The 20,278-nt window shown below is 47.1% G+C and carries 18 protein-coding genes; 8 read left to right on the top strand and 10 right to left on the bottom strand.

Annotation, left to right across the window (positions count from 1 at the left end):
- Nucleotides 1-86: 86 nt before the first annotated feature.
- Complete coding sequence (locus tag BUA12_RS00865; RefSeq protein ID WP_072707405.1) at nucleotides 87-650, top strand: histidine phosphatase family protein; 564 nt, start codon at nucleotides 87-89, stop codon at nucleotides 648-650.
- A 15-nt stretch (nucleotides 651-665) separates the two neighbouring features.
- Nucleotides 666-1,721, top strand: a complete 1,056-nt coding sequence (locus BUA12_RS00860) for a C45 family autoproteolytic acyltransferase/hydrolase (protein ID WP_072707404.1) — start codon at nucleotides 666-668, stop codon at nucleotides 1,719-1,721.
- Here the strand turns inward: BUA12_RS00860 and BUA12_RS00855 are convergent.
- The 3 genes from BUA12_RS00855 to BUA12_RS00845 form a co-directional block, all read right to left on the bottom strand.
- Nucleotides 1,718-2,908: a DUF418 domain-containing protein gene (locus BUA12_RS00855; protein WP_072707402.1), complete on the bottom strand. Its 1,191-nt coding sequence runs from the start codon at nucleotides 2,906-2,908 to the stop codon at nucleotides 1,718-1,720. The two genes, BUA12_RS00860 and BUA12_RS00855, sit on opposite strands and share 4 nt — an antisense overlap.
- 95 nt (nucleotides 2,909-3,003) lie before the next feature.
- Nucleotides 3,004-3,273, bottom strand: a complete 270-nt coding sequence (locus tag BUA12_RS00850; RefSeq protein ID WP_072707394.1) for a hypothetical protein — start codon at nucleotides 3,271-3,273, stop codon at nucleotides 3,004-3,006.
- A gap of 25 nt (nucleotides 3,274-3,298) precedes the next feature.
- Nucleotides 3,299-4,444, bottom strand: coding sequence for an MFS transporter (locus BUA12_RS00845; RefSeq protein WP_072707392.1), 1,146 nt, complete (start codon nucleotides 4,442-4,444; stop codon nucleotides 3,299-3,301).
- 119 nt (nucleotides 4,445-4,563) lie between these two features.
- On the opposite strand from BUA12_RS00845, the gene BUA12_RS00840 reads away from it, so the two are divergent.
- Complete coding sequence (locus tag BUA12_RS00840; RefSeq protein ID WP_072707391.1) at nucleotides 4,564-5,055, top strand: hypothetical protein; 492 nt, start codon at nucleotides 4,564-4,566, stop codon at nucleotides 5,053-5,055.
- A 25-nt stretch (nucleotides 5,056-5,080) separates the two neighbouring features.
- On the opposite strand, the gene BUA12_RS00835 is transcribed toward BUA12_RS00840, so the two are convergent.
- Nucleotides 5,081-6,028 (bottom strand): dipeptidase, encoded by a 948-nt coding sequence (locus BUA12_RS00835; RefSeq protein WP_072707389.1) that lies wholly within the window; start codon nucleotides 6,026-6,028, stop codon nucleotides 5,081-5,083.
- A 205-nt stretch (nucleotides 6,029-6,233) separates the two neighbouring features.
- Here BUA12_RS00835 and BUA12_RS00830 point away from each other — a divergent pair, with 205 nt between their 5' ends.
- Nucleotides 6,234-7,565, top strand: a complete 1,332-nt coding sequence (locus tag BUA12_RS00830; RefSeq protein WP_072707387.1) for a YjiH family protein — start codon at nucleotides 6,234-6,236, stop codon at nucleotides 7,563-7,565.
- 37 nt (nucleotides 7,566-7,602) lie between these two features.
- Here the strand turns inward: BUA12_RS00830 and tyrS are convergent, their stop codons facing one another.
- On the bottom strand, nucleotides 7,603-8,865 hold the full coding sequence (gene tyrS / locus BUA12_RS00825) for a tyrosine--tRNA ligase (RefSeq protein WP_072707385.1): 1,263 nt from the start codon (nucleotides 8,863-8,865) through the stop codon (nucleotides 7,603-7,605).
- A gap of 391 nt (nucleotides 8,866-9,256) precedes the next feature.
- Between tyrS and BUA12_RS00820 the strand changes: the two genes are divergently transcribed.
- Complete coding sequence (locus BUA12_RS00820; protein ID WP_072707383.1) at nucleotides 9,257-11,791, top strand: transglycosylase domain-containing protein; 2,535 nt, start codon at nucleotides 9,257-9,259, stop codon at nucleotides 11,789-11,791.
- Between the two features lie 53 nt (nucleotides 11,792-11,844).
- Here the strand turns inward: BUA12_RS00820 and BUA12_RS00815 are convergent, their stop codons facing one another.
- Nucleotides 11,845-13,512 (bottom strand): formate--tetrahydrofolate ligase, encoded by a 1,668-nt coding sequence (locus BUA12_RS00815; RefSeq protein ID WP_072707382.1) that lies wholly within the window; start codon nucleotides 13,510-13,512, stop codon nucleotides 11,845-11,847.
- Between the two features lie 272 nt (nucleotides 13,513-13,784).
- Nucleotides 13,785-15,497 (bottom strand): acetate--CoA ligase, encoded by a 1,713-nt coding sequence (acsA, locus tag BUA12_RS00810; RefSeq protein WP_072707380.1) that lies wholly within the window; start codon nucleotides 15,495-15,497, stop codon nucleotides 13,785-13,787.
- 101 nt (nucleotides 15,498-15,598) lie between these two features.
- Here acsA and BUA12_RS00805 point away from each other — a divergent pair, with 101 nt between their 5' ends.
- From BUA12_RS00805 to BUA12_RS00795, 3 genes are read left to right on the top strand one after another with little or no spacing between them, the layout of a single operon-like run.
- Nucleotides 15,599-16,231: a GNAT family N-acetyltransferase gene (locus tag BUA12_RS00805; RefSeq protein ID WP_072707378.1), complete on the top strand. Its 633-nt coding sequence runs from the start codon at nucleotides 15,599-15,601 to the stop codon at nucleotides 16,229-16,231.
- Between the two features lie 18 nt (nucleotides 16,232-16,249).
- The gene (locus tag BUA12_RS00800; protein WP_072707376.1) at nucleotides 16,250-16,894 is read left to right on the top strand and encodes a CBS and ACT domain-containing protein; all 645 of its coding nucleotides are present in this window, start codon (nucleotides 16,250-16,252) and stop codon (nucleotides 16,892-16,894) included.
- Entirely contained in the window at nucleotides 16,891-18,039 is a 1,149-nt protein-coding gene (locus BUA12_RS00795) for an acetoin utilization protein AcuC (protein ID WP_072707374.1), read from the top strand. The genes BUA12_RS00800 and BUA12_RS00795 overlap by 4 nt, the downstream gene beginning before the upstream one ends.
- 41 nt (nucleotides 18,040-18,080) lie before the next feature.
- Here BUA12_RS00795 and ccpA read toward each other — a convergent pair whose 3' ends face one another.
- From ccpA to BUA12_RS00780, 3 genes are all read right to left on the bottom strand, one after another.
- Entirely contained in the window at nucleotides 18,081-19,073 is a 993-nt protein-coding gene (ccpA, locus tag BUA12_RS00790; RefSeq protein ID WP_072707372.1) for a catabolite control protein A, read from the bottom strand.
- A 151-nt stretch (nucleotides 19,074-19,224) separates the two neighbouring features.
- Complete coding sequence (locus tag BUA12_RS00785) at nucleotides 19,225-19,707, bottom strand: YtxH domain-containing protein (protein ID WP_072707370.1); 483 nt, start codon at nucleotides 19,705-19,707, stop codon at nucleotides 19,225-19,227.
- 38 nt (nucleotides 19,708-19,745) lie between these two features.
- Entirely contained in the window at nucleotides 19,746-20,267 is a 522-nt protein-coding gene (locus BUA12_RS00780) for a DUF948 domain-containing protein (protein ID WP_072707368.1), read from the bottom strand.
- Nucleotides 20,268-20,278 lie beyond the last annotated feature (11 nt).

The following is a 20,278-nucleotide window of genomic DNA, read 5'->3' as shown; positions in this document are numbered from 1 at the left end:
ACCTCTCAATAATTTGAAACAAAGACATCTTACAGTCATATTAATGGTATCATATAATTTAATAATTTTATCCCGAGGTGTTGTAAATGACGAAGATTTTCTTGGTAAGACATGGAGTGACTGAATTCAATCAATCGCTGCGCCTGCAGGGTTCGAGCGATATTCCCCTGAATGCATCAGGAATCGATCAGGCAAAAAAGGCCCGCGAATTCTTCAAGGACGAAAATATCGAAATCATGCTCTCCAGTCCACTTTCCCGCGCATATAAGACTGCAGAAATCATCAACGAACACCACAATCTTGATATCAAAGTGTTCGATGAACTGAAAGAACAGTACTTCGGTCCACTGGAAGGCGAGCACATAGAAAATATACGGTTGAGATATCCCCAGGGCGACCTGCCCGGCGCCGAATCCTTCAAATCCCTCACGGGGCGGACACGCAGGATGATGGCTTACATCGAAGAGCATCATATGGGGAAGAATGTGATGGTCACGGCACATTCGAGGACGATCAAGTCATTTTTATCCATGTATACCGGGGAGGTACATATGGTGCTTACAAAATTGGATAATTGTTCCCTCAGCATGATCGAACATCATGATGATGACTGGATTGTGACAGCTTATAATATAAATACACAAAATTGATACGGAGGTGTTCCAATGGCAGAAATCATCATGAACGTAAGTCAGTTCAGGGGCAGCCATTATGACTATGGCATCCATCAGGGTGAACAGCTTAAAGAAACCCATTATATGGAGAACCGTGAGTATGAGTGGGTGAAGAGACGTCCGAAATTCCAGCTCGATCATGAAGAAACCAGAAAATTATATATGGAGATCGCGCCTTCAATATGGGAGGAACTCGAGGGGCTTCAGGACAGCCTTAAAATCAGTGATGAATCGGTTTTATTGAACTTTGCACATTACAGGGTCAGCCCGAAAGATTCAGGCTGCAGCGTGTTCCTGGATGATGACCACTTCATTCGGAATTATGATTACCACCCGAACGCTTACGACGGCGTCTACAAGCTGTTCAAGCCCGAAGCTGGAAGAGGATATGCCCATACCGGCCCCGCTTCGCGTGTGACCGGCCGGATGGACGGGATGAATGAACACGGCCTTGTGGCCGGTTATAACTTCATGAATCGTAAAACACCTTTTGACGGTTTCACCTGCTTCATCATCTCAAGGTTCATACTTGAAACATGCAGGACGGCGGAAGAAGCACGGGTACTTCTCGCAAACATCCCTCACAGAGGCGGCTTCAGCTACATCGTCCAGGATAAGGGCAATGATTCATTCATCGCGGAAACGTCACCACGAAACGTCGTCTTCAGGGACTCGGCGATATGCACAAACCATTATGAGGAGATGCCCGGGGAAAACAGGAGATACATGAAAGATTCCCTGGAAAGGCAGGATATTCTCACAGATATCACATCCCCCACCAAAGAAAGCCTGAAAACCCTGTTCACTGATGAGGAAAAAGGATTGTACGTCGACAACTATAAGAGCTGGTCCGGCACGATCCATACATCCTACTACGATAAAGATGACCTGACGACGGAGTTCCGTATCGGCAACGGTGATTTCCATTTTGTCGATTTTAAAAAATGGCTGGATGGCAGTGACCTTGAAACAGACCACTTCCGATCAACCATTGATACGGACCTGCCCTTCACCACTGCCGACTGGCAGCGGAAGAAGCGCCTTTAACGTCTTGATATGGGCATGACTTTCCAGTAGGTCACCATCCGCCACAGCCATTCCAGCGGCCCAAAGCGGAATACTTTCATCCACATCAGACTGTAGATGACCTGGATGATGAATACACCGAGTACAATCGGGATGAAATAAACTGCATCCACGCGGTTGAAGAGATTGAAACCGTAGAATATCACCATCATGATCACGGTCTGCATGATATAGTTCGTGAGCGCCATCTGACCCACCGGCTGCAGGATTTTGACGAGCACCGGAACCCGGCGTGCGATGATCAGGAACAATGCGATATAACCGAGTGACATCAGCGGTCCGCCTAACGTATTGGCGAGCAGCGACAGCATGTTCCATCCACCGTTCAGCGTCTCATACGTCATCGCATAGCCGGTGAGGGCCTTCACAGGCAGCCCCACGCCGATGCCGATGCCGGCGACCCTTTTGATCAGGCGCCTGTGCCTGTCGAGATCGTTGAAGATGCCTTTCTGACCCGCATACAGCCCAAGCAGAAAAACCGCAAGGACGATGGGAACTAAAAATACGACGTTCATCAAGTTCAACCCCAAAAAGGCCGCATTGATGCCGAGCAGTCCGATGTAGTCGTTATTGTGGATCGTTCCGGTCATGTCGAACCCCAGCGAAAATGTCCCTTCCATCGGTATTTCCATCATGAACATGGGAATCGCCGCCATCAGTAAAAATACGGTGAATACCGAAAGTATGACGATGCTGATGATCAGGTTCACTTTCGCTCTGAATTTATAGAAAATCAGAAGAAGGATGCCCGTCACGGCGTAAGTCCATAAGATGTCGCCGTACCACAAAAAGACGCCGTGCAGTATGCCGAATATGAGGAGCATGCCCATCCGGCGCAAAAACAATACATTGGTCGACTGCACCTTCCTCTGTGCCCTCGATAAGAATATGTAGAATCCAAGGCCGAATAGAAATGAGAACATCGTATAGAAGTTCGCCGTCACAAAAGTGTTGATGAAGAAAATCGTCCATTCATTGTACTGGCCGGTAAACCGCTCCGTCTGCCGCATTTCCATGGCGTCCTGCATCATGGGCGTGGCAAAGGACATGATGTTCATCAATAATATGCCCAGTAATGCAAACCCTCTGATGCCGTCGATTTCATGGACCCTGTCGGAAATAGCCGTCGGCTGATGACTGTTATTCACATGCTCACCTCAACATTTTTTATTCGATGCACCTCCATTATAAACCTTCAGAATGAAAATAAAAAACTGAACGGCGGATTTGCCGTTCAATTTTTCTACCATAATACAAGGTCTACAGACTGTCCTGTAAAATATGAATACAAATAATAAACAAGCAGACCGATCAGGGGCAGGAATACAAATGCGAATACGAATACTCTGAGCAGACGGATGAACAGTGAATACAGTATCCTGAGGAGTACAATCCCCCCGACTGCGATCAGCATATTCACAAATGTGAATTCAACATTTGCGATTTCAAAATAATTCAGCAGGTAGATGGATAACAGCCCAAGCCCTGCATATAACAAAATTCTCATCACCATAAAAATCCCTCACTATCCATTCTCCCTAATTATACAACCTTTTTTCCTCTTTGACTAACAGAGCGAATACGATGCCGATCAAAATGATGAAGAAGCTGAGCCAGGGGGCAAAACTGATATCAAAACGGCTGATGAAGAGTCCCCCGATGACAGCACCGATGCCGATTCCGAGATTCAGTCCGGACATGTTCCAGCTGAAGACATTGGCGGCTGAACCTTCGACCGAGTCGACCAGGCCCGACTGTACCGCCGGGCTCGTACTCCACTGGAACAGGCTCCATACGAAGAGGTTCAGGTAGAACAGCACAGGGACACCGTACAGGAGCGGCATGAGCAGCATGGTGACCGAAAACAATGCGAGCATCGTCACTATCGTCTTCTTCGGGCCGAATCTGTCCACCAGATTACCGCCTAGGACCGTGCCGGCCATCCCGCCGGCCCCTGCGATGAACAATGCTGCAGAAACGTTGGTGAGCGTATAGCCGTTCGATGTCATGAGCGGCGAAATGTAACCGAGGACGATATAATTACCGATCAGTACAGACATCGTCACGCCGATATAGAAAATGACGTTCTTCATATTCTTGATGTGTGTCTTTGATGTGCTGTCCTTGTCCGTCGCTTCTTTGTCAGGCGCGAGCAATATCAATGCAAGGCCGACAAGCAGAGCGAGCACGATCACAAGAAGGAAAATGATTCTCCATCCAAACATCGTACCGAGCAGTGTACCAAGCGGAATCCCGAAGACATTCGCAGCTGAAAAGCCCATATAGACGAGCGCGATCATCTTACCGCGCGTACTCGGCTCCGACAGCAGCACCGTCATGTCCAGTATTTTCACTATGAACACCGCTGCCGCCATCGCTGTGATCACCCTGCCGAGAGCAAGCATCAGAAATGTGCTGGAGAGCCCGAATATGATATTTCCGATGATGAACACCACAATGGAGATCAGGATGACCGGCTTCGGTTTATACCTTTCAGACAGTTTTACCAACAGCGGGCCGAAAAATGCAAAACTCACCGCGTACACGGTGATCAGCTGCCCCGTCACAGCCACGCTGATTCCGAGGTCATCACTCATCAGCTCAATGATTCCCGAAATGATCAATTCCATCATGCCGAGCAGGAAAACCCCGACAGTGAAAGTGACCAATAATTTTTTATTCATAATTTCACCTATCACTTCCAAAAATAATCAACCCGGGTATTATACAATATTGATGAAAGAATTAAAACCAAATGTTTTATACCGCTCCATGGTAAAATAAAAATAAAGCGGGTGACAATATGAAAAAAATGATTCTTTTAATATCTGCTGTCAGTTTCATATTGATGGCATGCAACGAGGGGGAAGTATCGGAGCTTGAAGATATGTATGAGGCTTTCAACAGGAACCACGAAGAATTGAGGAACAACGTGGAAAGGGAGCTGGACCATGTGAGGGAGGCCGGTAACCGGGAAGAACAGCTCGACATCTATTACAATAATCTGCTGCCTCAATTCGATGATTTCAAGGCAGTGATCAATAATTTCGAATTCGGCAGTACGGAGAACCTTGAGTTGCAGGAATCCATGCTGGATTATATCGACAGCCTGGAAAATCTCACCCGGATGTATGGCCAGTTCAATTTGAGCTTCTATGTATCCAATCCATTGGACGAAGAAGACTTCTCCGAATCTTTTGAGGGGGACCTGGAGGAAATACGTGCACAGGAAGTCGAAGTCGAGCGGAAATATGAGGCGGTTGAAGACCAATACAATGAAATTACAGAAGAGTAAAAGGCTGTTTCCAGCCTTTTTTTCTTTATCCGAAAATATGGATGAAGTTGCGGTGGGCGATTTTTTCCGTAAAGTCCCCACCATATTTTTCAACGAAGGCATCGACGAGATTCCGATATTCACCCGAATGGCGGAGCCCCTCGGGATAAGTGGATATGCCGTCAAAATCAGAACCGATTCCGATATGATCGGCACCGCCTAGACTGATGATCCGGTCGATATGCGGGAACAGCGCTTCAATGCCAAGTGCCCCTTCCCCGATGAAAGGTGGACAGAAGACAATATTGATCATGCCGCCTTTTTCAATGATTTTTTCAATCTGTTCATCCGTCAGATTGCGAGGATGATCGAATACACCCCTCGCGTTCGAGTGGCTGGCAAACACCCGGTCAGCCGTATCGATGATGTCATTGAAGCCCGGGACGTTCAAATGGCTGACATCGACGAGGATGTCATCGGCATTGCACAGCTCTATCACTTCGTGACCGAAGTTCGTAAGCCCTGCCCCTCTGTTCTCACCGACGCCGTCCGCAACCAGGTTGGCATTATTCCACACAAGCCCGAGTGACAGGACGCCCAGCCTGATCAACGTGCGCAGTTTCATCAGGTCGTTGCCGAACGCATCGGAACCTTCCAGCGTCAATACCGCCCCGATTTCATGCTCTTCCAGGCGGCCGATCTCTTTAAGGTCTTTGATATGTACGACATTTTCACAGCTCAGCACCTCATTATAGAACAAATCCACCTGCTCGAGGGCGTGCTGCCATTTTTCATTATCCGGTATCTTCGGAGAAATGAAAATCGCGAAAAACTGGACTTTCACCCCGCCATCTTTAAGACGCTCATGATTCGTATCGATTTCCTCTGAGTCCTGAAAGCGCATCGATGGCTTATCATCCATGAAGCCAAGGGCGTTCCTCCTGTTTTTTTGCAGCTTCAACAGTGCATCACAATGTGTATCGATAATTTTCAAATGCTCTTCCTCCTTCCACTTTTCATTATACAGACTATCCGCCTGACTACAAAAATATAAATATTTTTATACATTTTTTAAAAATTATTGAATTGATATGTAGCAGGGTATACACTTGAATCATCATAAGAAAACGTTTTCCCTGAGATTTTCTATTTACTTTGCAATTCTAAATTGTATAATCATATTGAAAGAAGGGATATTTATGAATAAAACTGCAACTTTATTAAAATTCTTGATTCCGTCACTGATTGGTGTCTTCATGTTCTTATTCCCGATGACGGATGCAGAGGGGAATACGACGATACCGGTCGCCTATCTGGCGGGGCTGCTGCTGGATATGCTGGGGCATGAAACCATATTGATCATCATCATGGTCATCATCGCTTTATCAGCTGCCCTTACCGCGATTTTCAGCTGGGTCACCCGTCCGGAATCGAAATTGCTGGCAGATCTTTTCAGCGTCACTCCCATATGGGTCATCATCAGACTGCTTGGTGCAGTATTTGTAGTGATGACATATTTTGCGGCCGGACCTGAAATCATCATATCGGAAGTCACAGGCGGCATGATCTTCAATGATTTGATGCCTACACTGTTATCGGTGTTTCTTTTTGCGGGCATACTGCTGCCCCTCCTGTTGAATTATGGCCTGTTGGAATTCATCGGGTCACTGTTCACCAGGATAATGCGGCCGCTGTTCACTCTGCCGGGACGCTCCACCGTCGACAATCTCGCGTCATGGGTCGGGGACGGTACTATCGGTGTCCTGCTGAGCAGTAAGCAGTATGAGGACGGCTACTATACGAAAAGGGAAGCGACAGTCATCGCGACGACGTTTTCCGTCGTATCCATCACCTTCACTGTGGTGATCCTCGATTTGATCGGTCTGATGGATTATTTTGGCGCATTCTATCTGACGATCCTTATCGCCGGTCTTGCGGCAGCTTTGATCATGCCAAGGATACCACCGCTCTCCGGAATCGATGATACATACTACCGTGAAGATCGGAAGTTGAATGAAGCCGTTCCAGAAGGATACAACCCTGCAACCTGGGGATACAGGCAGGCGATGAACCGGGCCAGAAAAGCTGCAGGTTTCGGGGATTATCTCAAGGATGCATTGAAAACGGTCGGGGACATGTGGTTTGCTGTGTTGCCGATCGTCATGGCAATCGGGACACTCGGTACGATCGTCGCCGAATACACACCGGTGTTCACCTGGATAGGTGCACCTTTCGTTCCCCTCCTCGAATTGATGGGACTGGAAGAAGCACAGGCGGCATCGGAAACTTTGTTCATCGGATTTACGGACATGTTCCTCCCTGCCATCCTGATTGAAGGTGTTGCATCGGATATGACGCGCTTTGTCATCGGTGCATTGAGCATCACCCAGCTGATTTATTTATCTGAAGTCGGCGGTGTGATACTCGGTTCCAAAATCCCTGTCGGCCTCGGCAGGTTATTCATCATCTTCCTGCTCAGGACGGCGATTACACTGCCTATAATTGTCGTGATGGCCCACATCATCTTTTAATATACAAAAACGAGTCCGGATGCTCCGGACTCGTTTTTTACTTGCTATAGGTCACCATATGGTATTTTTTCTTGCCCCGGCGGATCACTGTGAATTCACCGTCCAGTTTATCATCGGCAGTCATCACATGATCCACATCCTGCTGGCGTTCGCCATTGATGTAGATGGCACCGTTGGTGATATCTTCCCTCGCCTGCCTGCGTGATGATGAGATTTTGGTCTCGACCAGCACATTGACAAGCATTTCGTCATCGCCATCAAAGTTTGCCGTCGGCACATCTTTGAACGCATTTTTCACTTCTGATGAGGTGAGGGACTTGATGTCCCCGTTGAATAAAGCATCCGTGATCCTCTCCGCTTCCCGAAGCGCATCTTCACCATGAAGAAACCTTGTCGTCTCTTCAGCGAGTGTCTTTTGTGCTTTGCGCAGATGAGGTTCCTCCTCGACCGACTTGGCGAGCGCCTCGATTTCCTCTTTTCCAAGGAAAGTGAAGAGCTTCAGGAATTTGATGACATCTGCATCACTCTGATTCAGCCAGAATTGATAGAATTCATATGGTGATGTCCTTTCGGGATCGAGCCAGATGTTACCGGATTCGGTCTTGCCGAATTTCTTGCCGTCCGCTTTAGTGATCAGCGGTATGGTCATGCCCTGGGCATCATTTTCACCGTACATCCTCCTCATCAGGTCAAGCCCGCTGACGATGTTGCCCCACTGGTCCGATCCGCCGATCTGCATCTTAACATTATAATGCTTGTTGAGGTGTCCGAAATCGATTGCCTGCAGTATCGTATAAGTGAACTCGGTGTATGAAATCCCTGTTTCAAGACGGGACTGGATTGCATCCTTACCAAGCAGGTAATTCAAACCGACATGTTTTCCGTAATCCCTTAAGAAGCTGATCAGGGATATCTCCTTCAGCCAGTCTTTATTGTTCACCAGAACTGCACTGTTTTCATCGTTGAAATCGAACACGCGGCCCATTTGTTCTTTAATTCCCTCGACATTCCGGTCGATCTGCGCTTCCGTCAGAAGCTTTCTTTCTTCCGCCTTGAATGAAGGGTCTCCGATCATGCCGGTGCCCCCGCCGATCAATACGACTGGACGGTGACCATAATCCTGAAACCGCCTTAGTGTGAGGAATGGTACCAGATGACCGATGTGCAGGCTGTCGGCGGTGGGATCTGCCCCGCAGTATATCGATACCTGCTCGTTGTCCAGCAATTCCTTTATCTCTTCTTCATCGGTCATCTGATAGATGATTCCACGATATTTCAAATCCTCAAATAATGCACTCACTTGCAATTCCTCCTAAAATTTCAAATAAAAAACACCCTACTGATAAAAGTATGGGTGCAGAGCACGGTACCACCAAACGGTTTCGCTGAAAGGACATACGCTGTCCGGACGCCTGAATGATTCACGCGGGTGTATTCATGATATATTCCTCACCGGTTTCCAGCACCCACCGGCTCTCTGCATCAGAATATCTTCACTACTTGTCCCACACATTCAGGTGATATTATTTTAATGTTATAATAACATTTCCAATGGAATTGTCAACTTCCGGCAGTTGTTCCGGCTGTGGAAAAGTTGTCAAGGTTGCGGTGGTTTAAAACCCTAAAAGGGTTGATATCACTATCTATAATTATTTTATCTGTGGTATAATGTCCGTTGATAGGAGGTTCACATGAAGAAGAATATAAATGATTTTACAGAAAATATAAAGAAAATGTTCACGAGAGGGGAACCGCGCGGTGATAAAGATAAAGTCACCGGCAGCACCTTCAGGGAGAAGTTTTCCAATATAAACAGCAGGATGAAAAAAGCAGGCTCTCCGCTGAGGGTGGGATTCTTCACTACATATGAAACGGTGTGGAATGTCATACTGTTCATCATTCTGACCGTCTCATTACTGGGCCTGCTCGCATTCAGTGTCGGCCTCGGTTATTTTGCCGCTCTGGTGAACGACGAAGAGGTCCAATCCAATGAGGAGCTTGTCGTCTCATTGACCGAGATGACAGAGAGCACCACCGTGGCTTTCGGCTCCGGTGAAGCCCTGGGTACGCTCCGTGCCGACCTGATCAGGGAACGTGTGGACTATGAAGATATCAATTCTTATGTCATGGATGCAGTCATAGTCACCGAAGATGAACATTTTTACGAACATAACGGCGTGGTGCCGAAGGCCTTCATGCGTGCAGCTTTGCAGGTGTTTGCCGGCGGGGATGACAGCACGGGCGGAAGTACACTGACCCAGCAGCTTGTTAAGAACCAGCTGCTCACGAGCGACACGACATTTGACAGAAAAGCGATTGAAATACTCCTCGCCTTCCGCGTGGAAAAGCTGCTTGAAAAAGATGAGATCATTGAAGCGTACTTGAACGCGGTCTCATTCGGACGTAATGCGAATGGCCAGAACATCGCCGGCATACAGGCAGCTGCAGACGGCGTCTTCGGTAAAGACGCCGAGGATTTGAATCTGGCGGAAAGTGCTTTCCTCGCAGGAATGCCTCAGAACCCATATGCATATACACCATTCATGCAGGGCGGCGCAGTGAAAGATGAAGAGTACCGCCAGGCTGGTCTGAACCGGCAGGAGTTCGTTCTTGACCGTATGCTTCTTGAAGGCAAGATCACCGAGGAAGAACATGGAGAAGCACTCGAGTATGATATTTATGAGAATCTGACCGACAGCGTCGTCGTACCGAACCAGAACTACCCGTTCCTTACGGATGAAATCGAACGCCGCGGCATCCAGATTCTGAAATATATACTCGCTGAAGAAGACGGAATATCACGTGAGGATATCGACTCCACTCCGCTTCTCAACCAGGAATATACAGAACAGGCGAACCAGGCACTGAGATATCAGGGTTATCATATTACGACGACCATTCAAAAGGATATTTATGACCTGATGCAGGATGTGAAAGACAACAACTTCTACTATTATGCAGACAGAAGTTCAGAGGATGCGGTCGATGCTGATGAATCCGATGCAGAAGAGGAGATGTTGCAGCACGAAATCGGTGCTGTACTGAAAGAAAATGATACAGGCAGGATACTCGGTTTCATCGGCGGACGTGACCATGATGAATCTTCGGTCAACCATGCAACGCAGACTGCACGAAACGTCGGTTCGACGATGAAACCGCTGATCACATTCGGTCCGGCACTGGACAAGGGCATCATCGCACCGGATACAGTCCTGCTGGATGAGAAATTCGAAATTCCTGAACTGGATTGGGCACCGGCCAACTATGATTATGAGGAAGAATTCGGACTCATCTCCGCCAAGCATGCACTCAGCAACTCATACAACTTGAGTACATTGAGATTATGGGCAGATGTCCGGGAAGAAAATCCGCGGGAATACTTTGAACGCATGAACCTGCCGCTGCAGACAGATATGAATCCTTCATTACCGCTCGGTCCAAATGACTTGAGCGTGGTACAGAATGTCGATGCCTTCTCCAGTTTTGCACAGGATGGTACGATGACGGAAGGCTATATGATTGAAAGTATAACAAGCCCTGACGGTGAGGTCGTATTCGAACATGAATCGGTGGTGAATGAGGTCTGGAAAAATTCCACTTCATTCCTAATGTCGGACATGCTGACGGAATCATTCCAAACAGGTTCCGCCTACCACATCAGTGACTTTTACGACAGTATAAGCGGTGAATATGATTTTGCAGCGAAAACAGGTACATCCAACAACTTCGTCGACTCATGGTTCATGGGTTACAATCCTGAAGTCACCCTCGGCCTTTGGATGGGTTATGATGAGAACATCCCCCAGGTTTCAGGCTATGAAGGTGAACAGTACTTCCACATATACAACTGGCGTAACCTGACACAGGAACTTATGGCGCTTGCACCCGATCAGATGGGACGCGGGGCTTCCTTCCAGCAGCCTGACTCTGTAAGAGAGAGGGAATACTGTGCACTGACAATGGAAACGGAAAGTGATTGTGAAGAGGACTTGGATGAGCCGATTGAAGGGCTTGTAGCTGAAGATACAAGACTCAGTGATAAAAGCAGCCTCAACCATCCCGACATCCAGGCAAGGATGGGTGCAGCATTTGATGACGAGCTGTCGAACTCATCACTCAGAGGTCTCGTCACCAACACTTATGACGACCGCTACACAGTCGGCAGTTCATCATCCGCCAGTGATGACGACGATGACGATGCCGATGACGAAAATGCTTGGGATTAAAATTTAAATTGAAAAAAATACCGGCCAATTGGCCGGTATTTTTTATTTCAATTTTAGAATAATCCTTTTGAAGTACCGTCAGCATCAACATCCATGTTGACAGCGGATGGTTGCTTAGGAAGTCCAGGCATAGTCATGATGTCACCTGTAAGGGCAACAACGAAACCTGCTCCAGCTTTGACGATCAGTTCTCTTACAGTTACAGTGAAACCTTCAGGACGGCCGAGTTTAGTCGGGTCATCACTCAGTGAGTACTGTGATTTAGCCATACATACCGGCAGGTCACCAAAGCCGTTGGCTTCGATTTCAGCAAGCTGTTTTTTAGCCTTATCTGCAAGGATTACGCCGTCACCGCCATAAACTTCTTTGACGATTGTTTCGATTTTCTGATCGATTGGAAGATCAAGATCGTAGAGGTGTTTGAATTCCTGAGGCTCATCAAGCACTTCAAGAACGTGGTTCGCAAGGTCTACGCCGCCGGCGCCGCCTTTTTCCCAAACCTGAGTCAGTGCAACGCGTACGCCCTGCTCCTTACACCAGTTCAATACGAAGTCTCTTTCTTCATCAGTGTCGGTTACGAAGTCGTTCAATGCAACAACCGGTTCGACACCGAATTTACGAGCGTTCTCAATGTGTTTGCCTAAGTTAACAATACCTTCTTTAAGAGCGTCGACATTCGCTTCCCCAAGATCGGCTTTGGCAACTCCGCCATTCATCTTGAGTGCACGGATTGTCGCAACGAGTACGATTGCATCCGGCTTGAATTCGCCTTTACGTGCTTTGATGTTCATGAACTTCTCTCCACCGAGGTCGGAACCGAAACCACTCTCCGTCACTACGATGTCAGCAAGTTTACGAGCTGTGTTTGTAGCGATTAAAGAGTTACAGCCATGGGCGATGTTGGCGAATGGCCCACCGTGGATCAGTGCAGGCGTACCTTCCATAGTCTGTACAAGGTTTGGTTTGATCGCTTCTTTAAGAAGCAGAGCCAGTGCACCTTCGACTTCAAGTTCTTTGGCAGTCACAGGTTTTCTGTCATACGTGTAAGCAATGACCATCTGACCGAGCTTCTCTTTAAGGTCCATGAGGTCTGAAGCCAGACATAATACTGCCATGATTTCACTTGCAACAGTGATGTCGAAGCCATCTTCACGCGGTACACCGCGGCTTGGTCCGCCAAGACCTACAACCACTTGACGAAGTGCACGGTCGTTCATGTCAAGGACCCTCTTCCAGGTGACACGACGCGGGTCGATATTCAGTTTGTTGCCATGGTGAATGTGGTTGTCAATGAACGCGGAAAGAGCGTTGTTCGCTGTTGTGATCGCATGCAGGTCACCATTGAAATGAAGGTTGATCTCCTCCATCGGCAGCACCTGGGACTGACCGCCACCGGTCGCTCCACCTTTAACACCCATAACAGGACCTAATGATGGCTCACGAAGTGCAACCATTACATTTTTCTCCAATTTATTGAATGCATCTGATAAACCTACAGTTACAGTGGATTTACCTTCTCCGGCCGGAGTCGGGTTCATCGCGGAAACAAGAACAACTTTTGACTTGTTTACGTCCCCTTCAACCTGATGAATGTCCACTTTCGCTTTATGTTTACCATGAAGTTCCAAGGCCTCATTAGGAATGCCGGCTGTAGCAGCGATATCTTCGATTGGCTGGATATCCGCTTTAGCAGCAATTTCCTGATCTGTTAAATGTGCCATTATCTCATCTCCTAAAAGAATAATATTGAGTTATGCTGAGGCATAACACTTACAGTCTCATTATGCCATATTCAAGTGAATTATTCCACAAACAATGCATTTTCAAAATATTCGGATAAAATAATCACTATCCCCTCAACCCTTAAAACGCTTACATTCTATACAATGATTTTTAAGGGGGACAAATGCAGATGCAAACACTTGCATTCCAGGCACCATAAGGAAAAACGCATGAAAAAATCCCTCCCCTTCGTCAGGGGGGGATCGGGTGTTTAATCTTCATCCATGCTGGATAAATCTCCTGCATCGATGTTCAGTTCCCATGCTTTGAGGACACGGCGCATGATTTTACCGCTTCGCGTCTTAGGCAGCTTGTCCTTGAATTCAATCTCCCTCGGTGCTGCATGTGCAGCCAGTCCTTCTTTCACGTACTTCCTGATTTCTTCCTTCAGTTCATCTGAAGGATCGTAGCCTTCCCTCACAGCGATGAAGGCTTTGACGATTTCACCCCTCACAGGGTCAGGTTTGCCGATGACACCGGCTTCCTGGACTGCAGGGTGTTCCACCAGTTTCGACTCTATCTCAAATGGTCCGACCCTCTCGCCGGCTGTCATGATCACGTCATCCACACGTCCCTGGAACCAGTAATAGCCTTCCTCATCTTTATATGCAGAATCTCCGGATATATACCACTCACCTATGAAGTAGGAATCGAATTTCGGCTTGTTCTTCCAGATTTCCCTCATCATGGCAGGCCATCCTGTCTTAAGCGCGAGGTTGCCCATTCTGTTTGCCGGCAGTTCATTCCCTTCGTCATCGATGATGGCAGCCTCGACACCCGGGATCGGTTTACCCATCGACCCGCCTTTGATTTCCATGGCAGGGAAGTTCGTGATCATATGCGCACCGGTTTCGGTCATCCACCATGTATCGTGGATCCTCAAGTTGAAGACTTCCATCCCCCACTTCACGACTTCAGGGTTCAGAGGTTCACCGACGGACAGTAAGTGGCGCAGTGAACTTAAATCATAGTCTTTGATGATTTCATCACCTGCACCCATCAGCATCCGGAATGCGGTCGGCGCACTGTACCAGACAGTGACCTTAAGATCCTCTATAGCACCGTACCATGCTTCAGGTGAGAATCTACCGCCTACGACGACATTCGTCACCCTGTTCAGCCATGGTGCAAAAATACCGTAGGAAGTGCCGGTCACCCAGCCCGGGTCCGCTGTACACCAGTAGACATCGTCCTCTTTCAGGTCAAGGACATATTTACCTGAAATATACTGCTGGATCATTGCATAATGGACATGCAGGACACCTTTTGGCTGCCCGGTTGAACCGCTTGTGTAATGCAGTATCATGCCGTCTTCCTTATCGAGCCATTCAGTATCGAATTCTTTTGAAGCGTTTTCAAAAGCCGCGTCGAAATCGAGATGATTCTCATCTTCGGTGCCTCCGACCACAATCACTTTTTCAAGGTTCGGCAGGTCATCGGCCGGTATGCGCCCGACCAGTTCAGGAGTGGTGACAATCACTTTCGCATCACTGTTTTCCAATCTGTCTTTGACCGCCTTTTCCATGAAGGCCTCGAATAACGGGCCGACGATCGCTCCGACTTTCAAGGCCCCGAGAAGAGAGAAGTACAATTCCGGTGAACGTGCCATGAAGATGAACACCCTGTCCCCCTTCTCCACACCTGCTTCATTTTTCAGGACATTTGCCGCCTTGTTGGATGCATCCTGCATATCTTTGAATGTATAGGACGATTTCGTCTCCCCATTTTTGTACAGAAGTGCAGTTTTGTCTCCATATCCTTCATCCACATGTTTATCGATGCATTCATATGCCATGTTGAATTTATTAGTTTTCGACCAGGAAAAATTCTTTTCGATTTCCCCCCAGTCGAAGTTTTCATACACCTCTTCATAATTTTTCATGTTTGGATTTTCATCCGTGACTTTGTAACGCTCTACTTTCATGCTTTATCCCCCTATATGTTTTATGTTACCTATTCATAGTATATAATAATGATAACGTACTTTTCAAAATTTTTAAAACCAACAATCCGGGAGGTGTGAATGTGCAGCACCAAAAAACTTATCATCAGGAAATAATCTACCTCAACGACAAAGAAATCATAATCGAGGGCCCTGCGTCCCCCGATGCTTTGGCGTCCTATACATTTGATGAAGGTTTGGATGCTTTCAGGTTGCCAAAAGAGCAATACGCAGCGCTTCTTGAGATATCAGATCTTGAAGAAGGCAGAGTGATCGTTGCTCGCAACGGCACTCACATTGTGGGGTATGTCACGTATCATTACCCAGACCCGCTTGAAAGGTGGTCGGATAATAATCTCCCTTATCTCCTTGAACTCGGGGCAGTTGAAATCGCACTCGATTACCGCAGCGGCGGCATTGCAAAAAAGCTGATCCAATTATCGATGGAAGATTCCTTTGTTGAAAATTATATCATCATCACCACTGAATATTACTGGCATTGGGATTTGAAAAATACGGAACTCGATGTCTATGAATATAAGGATCTGATGATCAGACTGATGGCCAGTGCCGGATTCGAAGTCTTCCAGACCAACGACCCTGAGATTTCGGCACATCCCGCGAACACTCTGATGGCACGTGTAGGAAAAAATATAAAAAGGGACCAGATGATGGAATTCGATAAAATCAGGTTCAAAAACCGTTTCTTTTTTTAATGTTTAGGAGGATTTATTATGTTGGTAGAAAGAATCATGACATCCCCGGTGCGGACACTGGCGCCTGACAACAGTATAGAAGAGGCTTTGAACATGATGGCAAAGTATTCATTCAGGCATGTCCCGATTGTAAATGAAAATGAGAAGCTTGTAGGCATCGTCTCCGACAGGGATATAAAGATGACCCTGCCCTCCGTGCTGTCGGACGATGATCCGGATATGAAGCTGGATGAACCACTGTCAAGAATCATGAGGACCAATGTGACATATTGCCATCCTCTCGATTTCGTCGAAGAAATCGCACTCGATTTTTACCATTTCTCAATCGGTGCCATACCTGTCGTCCGTGAAGGCAGATTAGTCGGCATCGTCACCCAGAAAGATATGCTGAACACATTTTTGGAGCTTACAGGCATTAAGGAACCCGGATCCATCATTGAAATAGATAGCGAGGACAGGACGGGTGTCATTCATGACATCGGTAAAATATTCAAGGATTTGAACATCAGGATCATCAGTGTGTCGGTCTATACCAACAAAGAGACTAAAGGGAATAAAATCATTGTACTGCGCGTCCGTGCCATGAATCCCCGGTTTGCTATAGAAAAATTGCAGAATGAGGGGTTCAAAGTCCTGACTCCCGACAAGATGGGCACACTATGAGACCATTATATGTGTATGACAAATCATTATTGGAATACCGGTTCAATGACCAACACCCCTTCAATCAGATGCGCGTGAAGATGACCACTGATTTACTGATCGATGCAGGATTTCTAAAAAAAGAAGATATCATCAAACCGAGAATGGCCACTGACGAAGAGCTTCTGCTGGTGCACAAGCCGGATTATGTGGAAGCGGTGAAGAAAGCCGGCAATGGCGGGCTGCCCGACTCCCAGCTTGAGAGTTACGGCCTGAATACCGACGACACCCACACTTTTGACGATATGCATGAGAAGAGTAAGATGCTTGTCGGCGCAACATTGACCGCTGTTGATGAAGTCATGAAAGGCAATGCAAAAAAGGTGCTCAGCCTCTCCGGCGGTCTTCATCATGGTTTTGCAGGCCGTGCCAGCGGCTTTTGCATATACAATGATTCGGCTGTCGCCATAGAATACATGAGGAAGCATTACGGCATGAAAGTATTGTATATCGACACGGACGCCCATCACGGTGACGGCGTCCAGTGGACGTTCTATAATACGAACGAAGTGATGACCTATTCCATCCATGAAACAGGAAGATACCTCTTCCCAGGCACCGGTTCCACGACAGAGAGGGGCGGCGATGAAGGTTTCGGATTTTCAATCAACCTGCCTGTCGATGCATTCACTGAAGATGATTCTTTTCTAAGCGTTTTTGAAAGCAGTATAGAAAAAGCCATCACCCATTTCAAACCGGACATCATCCTCAGTCAGAACGGGGTCGATGCGCACTACAGGGATCCGATGACCCACCTCTCGCTGACCTCAAGGTCATTTGAGGAGATCCCACGAATCGTGAACAGGCTGAGCGATCAATATACGGACGGGAAATGGATTGCCGTCGGAGGCGGCGGATATAACATCTGGCAGGTGGTCCCGCGGATGTGGGCCCAAATCTGGCTTGCGATGCTTGATGAAAACCCGCCCGCAGGGCGGCTGCCCGGGCCATTCATCGAAAAATACCGGGTTAAATCGAAAGTTGATTTTCCGATGGAATGGCAGGACGATTTAAGTGATTTCGAAGAAATACCCCGCAGGATGGATATCACTGAGAAAAACGATAACATGCTCCGGCGGATCTTAATGTATCTGGATCAAATATAAAAAACCTCTGAACGGAGAGATTTCTCCATTCAGAGGTTTAATCATTTCGTGGAAGATCTGTATTCGATGGTGTACGGCAGGATGACGTTCGGTTCATCTACCGGTTCATCCTTCATATACTTGGTCAGGAGCCTCATACCCACAGCGCCGATGTCGTAGAGCGGAATCGCTATGCTGGTCACAGGCGGACGCATCATATGCACCAGCCGCGTGTTGCTGCAGCTCACGAGCTGCAGCCTGTTCGGAAAGCTGATGCCACGGTCGAGTGCCCCGTGCAGCATACCGACAGCCGCCTCATCGCTCATCGTGATGAAGACATCCACATTTTGACTGTCCATCAGCTTGTCAAAGACTTCCCGTCCCGCATGGTAATGTGTCGCCACCTCTTCGGTATACTCTTCTTTGAATGGCAGACTGTAATCGCTGTAAGCTTCTTTCAGTCCATCTTCAATGTGGCGTTCCAATTGTTCGGAATATAATGCTTTGACGAAATAGACGTCCTTGGCACCCTGATCGAACAAATGGCTGGCGACTTCTTTAATCGCTTTGAAGTAGTCGATGTTCACGGAAGGCAGGTTGGCATCTTTTTCACTTGTCCCGCAGATGACTACAGGAATATTTGAACTTTTGATGTCCTCGATTGTTTCATCATTGATTGTACCGCCCAAAAACACGATGCCGTCCACCTGTTTGCTGACGAGGTTCAGAAATGAATCTCTTTCTTTTTCAGGATTATTATCCGTATTTGTAATGATTGTCTGATAGTTGTACATTTCCGCTATATCATCCAGCCCTCTCGCCAGTGATGAATAATACAAGTTGGAAATATCAGGTATGATCACCCCTACAGTCGTCGTTTTCTTGCTTGCAAGTCCACGAGCGATCGCATTAGGCCTGTAATTTAATCTTTTTATGACTTCCTTAACTTTTTTTCTGGTCTCTGGTTTAACGTTTGGATTACCATTAAGTACTCGAGACACTGTAGCCATGGAAACTTTTGCTTCACGTGCCACATCATAAATAGTTACCGTCATATATACACCCCCGAGTTAAAAATGTAAGCGTTTGTTCTTAATAATAACACGAAACACCCTCAGGTTACACTATAATTTGATTGTTTGTTCTAAAAATCACATAAATACTAAAAAAGAACCACATGCCTCAACATGTGGTTCTAAGTGGAAATTATTTTTCTTCATCCGGCTGCTCGGAATATTTCGACATATCCACTTTGCGCGGATCTTCGGTGCCATCATCTGCAACATCATCCTGAATGGCTCTCTTTTGAGCCTGAATCTCTTTTTCATCGATGTCTTTGATGCGTTGCTTTTCCTCATGTTCACTTTTTTTGACGACCATATCATCTTTCTTTTCTTCAATCTTCGAACGCAGCTCTTCGGTTTTCTGTTCCGCTTTCTCTTTCAACGATTCATCATCGGAACCTTCACCCTGCTTTGCGTTGAACGTTTCAGTAAGCTTGTTGGTCGTACCTGAAATATCATCCCTCAATGCATCACCGGATTTTGGAGCGAGGAATAATCCGCCCACTGTGCCTACAATCAGACCGATTGCCAGGCCGATTGAAAAATCCCGGCCGGTGGTGCTGTGGATCTGTTCTTCATACTCCTCCACCCCGTGAAGATGGCGATCTCTGTTATAAGTTTCCATAAATCATGAAGACCTCCTTTACGCTTTCAGAATGGGTGTCATTTATCCTGTTCTTCCTTGTAGCCAGGTGAGCTGACTGCAACCGGCAGGTTCTCATCTTTTTCGCCGGTAGAACGTGTACTGGTGTTATAAGATTTGTTCCTGCGCTGTCTCATCTGCCATTTGTCGGCAACTTCCATTGCGACGTTGGACCATTGGACAACCTGCGAAATCTTCTCCTCATTCTGCGAGATGTTGTGAGTGATGGAGTTCGTCACTCTGTCCACAGAACTGTTCAAGTTGTTCACTGAGTCGCCCATGCCCTGGACTGCATCCACAACTGAATTCAGTTTTTGCGATTTGCCCTGGATATCTTCAGTCAGACGGTTTGCTTTATGAAGTAAGTCTGTAGACTCTCTAGTGATACCCTGAATCTGGCCTTCCACCCCATCAAGTGTTTTTGCAATATGATCAAGATTCTTTTTAACAGGGATTAAAACGTAAGCAATAGCAACTGCCACTACAAGCAGTGCAATAGCTGCCACACCTGCGGCAATAGCCAGTATAAGCTGCCAATCCATAATTAAACGCC

It is taken from the genome of Lacicoccus alkaliphilus DSM 16010, from assembly GCF_900142805.1.
In the GTDB taxonomy this organism is placed as follows: Bacteria; Bacillota; Bacilli; order Staphylococcales; family Salinicoccaceae; genus Lacicoccus; species Lacicoccus alkaliphilus.
The sequence above is the reverse complement of the archived record's forward strand: the minus strand, read 5'-3'. Positions and strand labels throughout refer to the sequence as shown.

What these genes read in the sequence shown, in the direction of transcription:
- BUA12_RS00845 (WP_072707392.1), bottom strand. Translation starts at nt 4,444, where the DNA reads ATGAATAAAAAATTATTGGTCACTTTCACTGTCGGGGTTTTCCTGCTC.
- BUA12_RS00815 (WP_072707382.1), bottom strand. Translation starts at nt 13,512, where the DNA reads ATGGCACATTTAACAGATCAGGAAATTGCTGCTAAAGCGGATATCCAG.
- BUA12_RS00840 (WP_072707391.1), top strand. Translation starts at nt 4,564, where the DNA reads ATGAAAAAAATGATTCTTTTAATATCTGCTGTCAGTTTCATATTGATG.
- BUA12_RS00830 (WP_072707387.1), top strand. Translation starts at nt 6,234, where the DNA reads ATGAATAAAACTGCAACTTTATTAAAATTCTTGATTCCGTCACTGATT.
- ccpA (WP_072707372.1), bottom strand. Translation starts at nt 19,073, where the DNA reads ATGACGGTAACTATTTATGATGTGGCACGTGAAGCAAAAGTTTCCATG.
- acsA (WP_072707380.1), bottom strand. Translation starts at nt 15,497, where the DNA reads ATGAAAGTAGAGCGTTACAAAGTCACGGATGAAAATCCAAACATGAAA.
- BUA12_RS00800 (WP_072707376.1), top strand. Translation starts at nt 16,250, where the DNA reads ATGTTGGTAGAAAGAATCATGACATCCCCGGTGCGGACACTGGCGCCT.
- BUA12_RS00795 (WP_072707374.1), top strand. Translation starts at nt 16,891, where the DNA reads ATGAGACCATTATATGTGTATGACAAATCATTATTGGAATACCGGTTC.
- BUA12_RS00860 (WP_072707404.1), top strand. Translation starts at nt 666, where the DNA reads ATGGCAGAAATCATCATGAACGTAAGTCAGTTCAGGGGCAGCCATTAT.
- BUA12_RS00785 (WP_072707370.1), bottom strand. Translation starts at nt 19,707, where the DNA reads ATGGAAACTTATAACAGAGATCGCCATCTTCACGGGGTGGAGGAGTAT.
- BUA12_RS00820 (WP_072707383.1), top strand. Translation starts at nt 9,257, where the DNA reads ATGAAGAAGAATATAAATGATTTTACAGAAAATATAAAGAAAATGTTC.
- BUA12_RS00780 (WP_072707368.1), bottom strand. Translation starts at nt 20,267, where the DNA reads ATGGATTGGCAGCTTATACTGGCTATTGCCGCAGGTGTGGCAGCTATT.
- BUA12_RS00865 (WP_072707405.1), top strand. Translation starts at nt 87, where the DNA reads ATGACGAAGATTTTCTTGGTAAGACATGGAGTGACTGAATTCAATCAA.
- BUA12_RS00850 (WP_072707394.1), bottom strand. Translation starts at nt 3,273, where the DNA reads ATGGTGATGAGAATTTTGTTATATGCAGGGCTTGGGCTGTTATCCATC.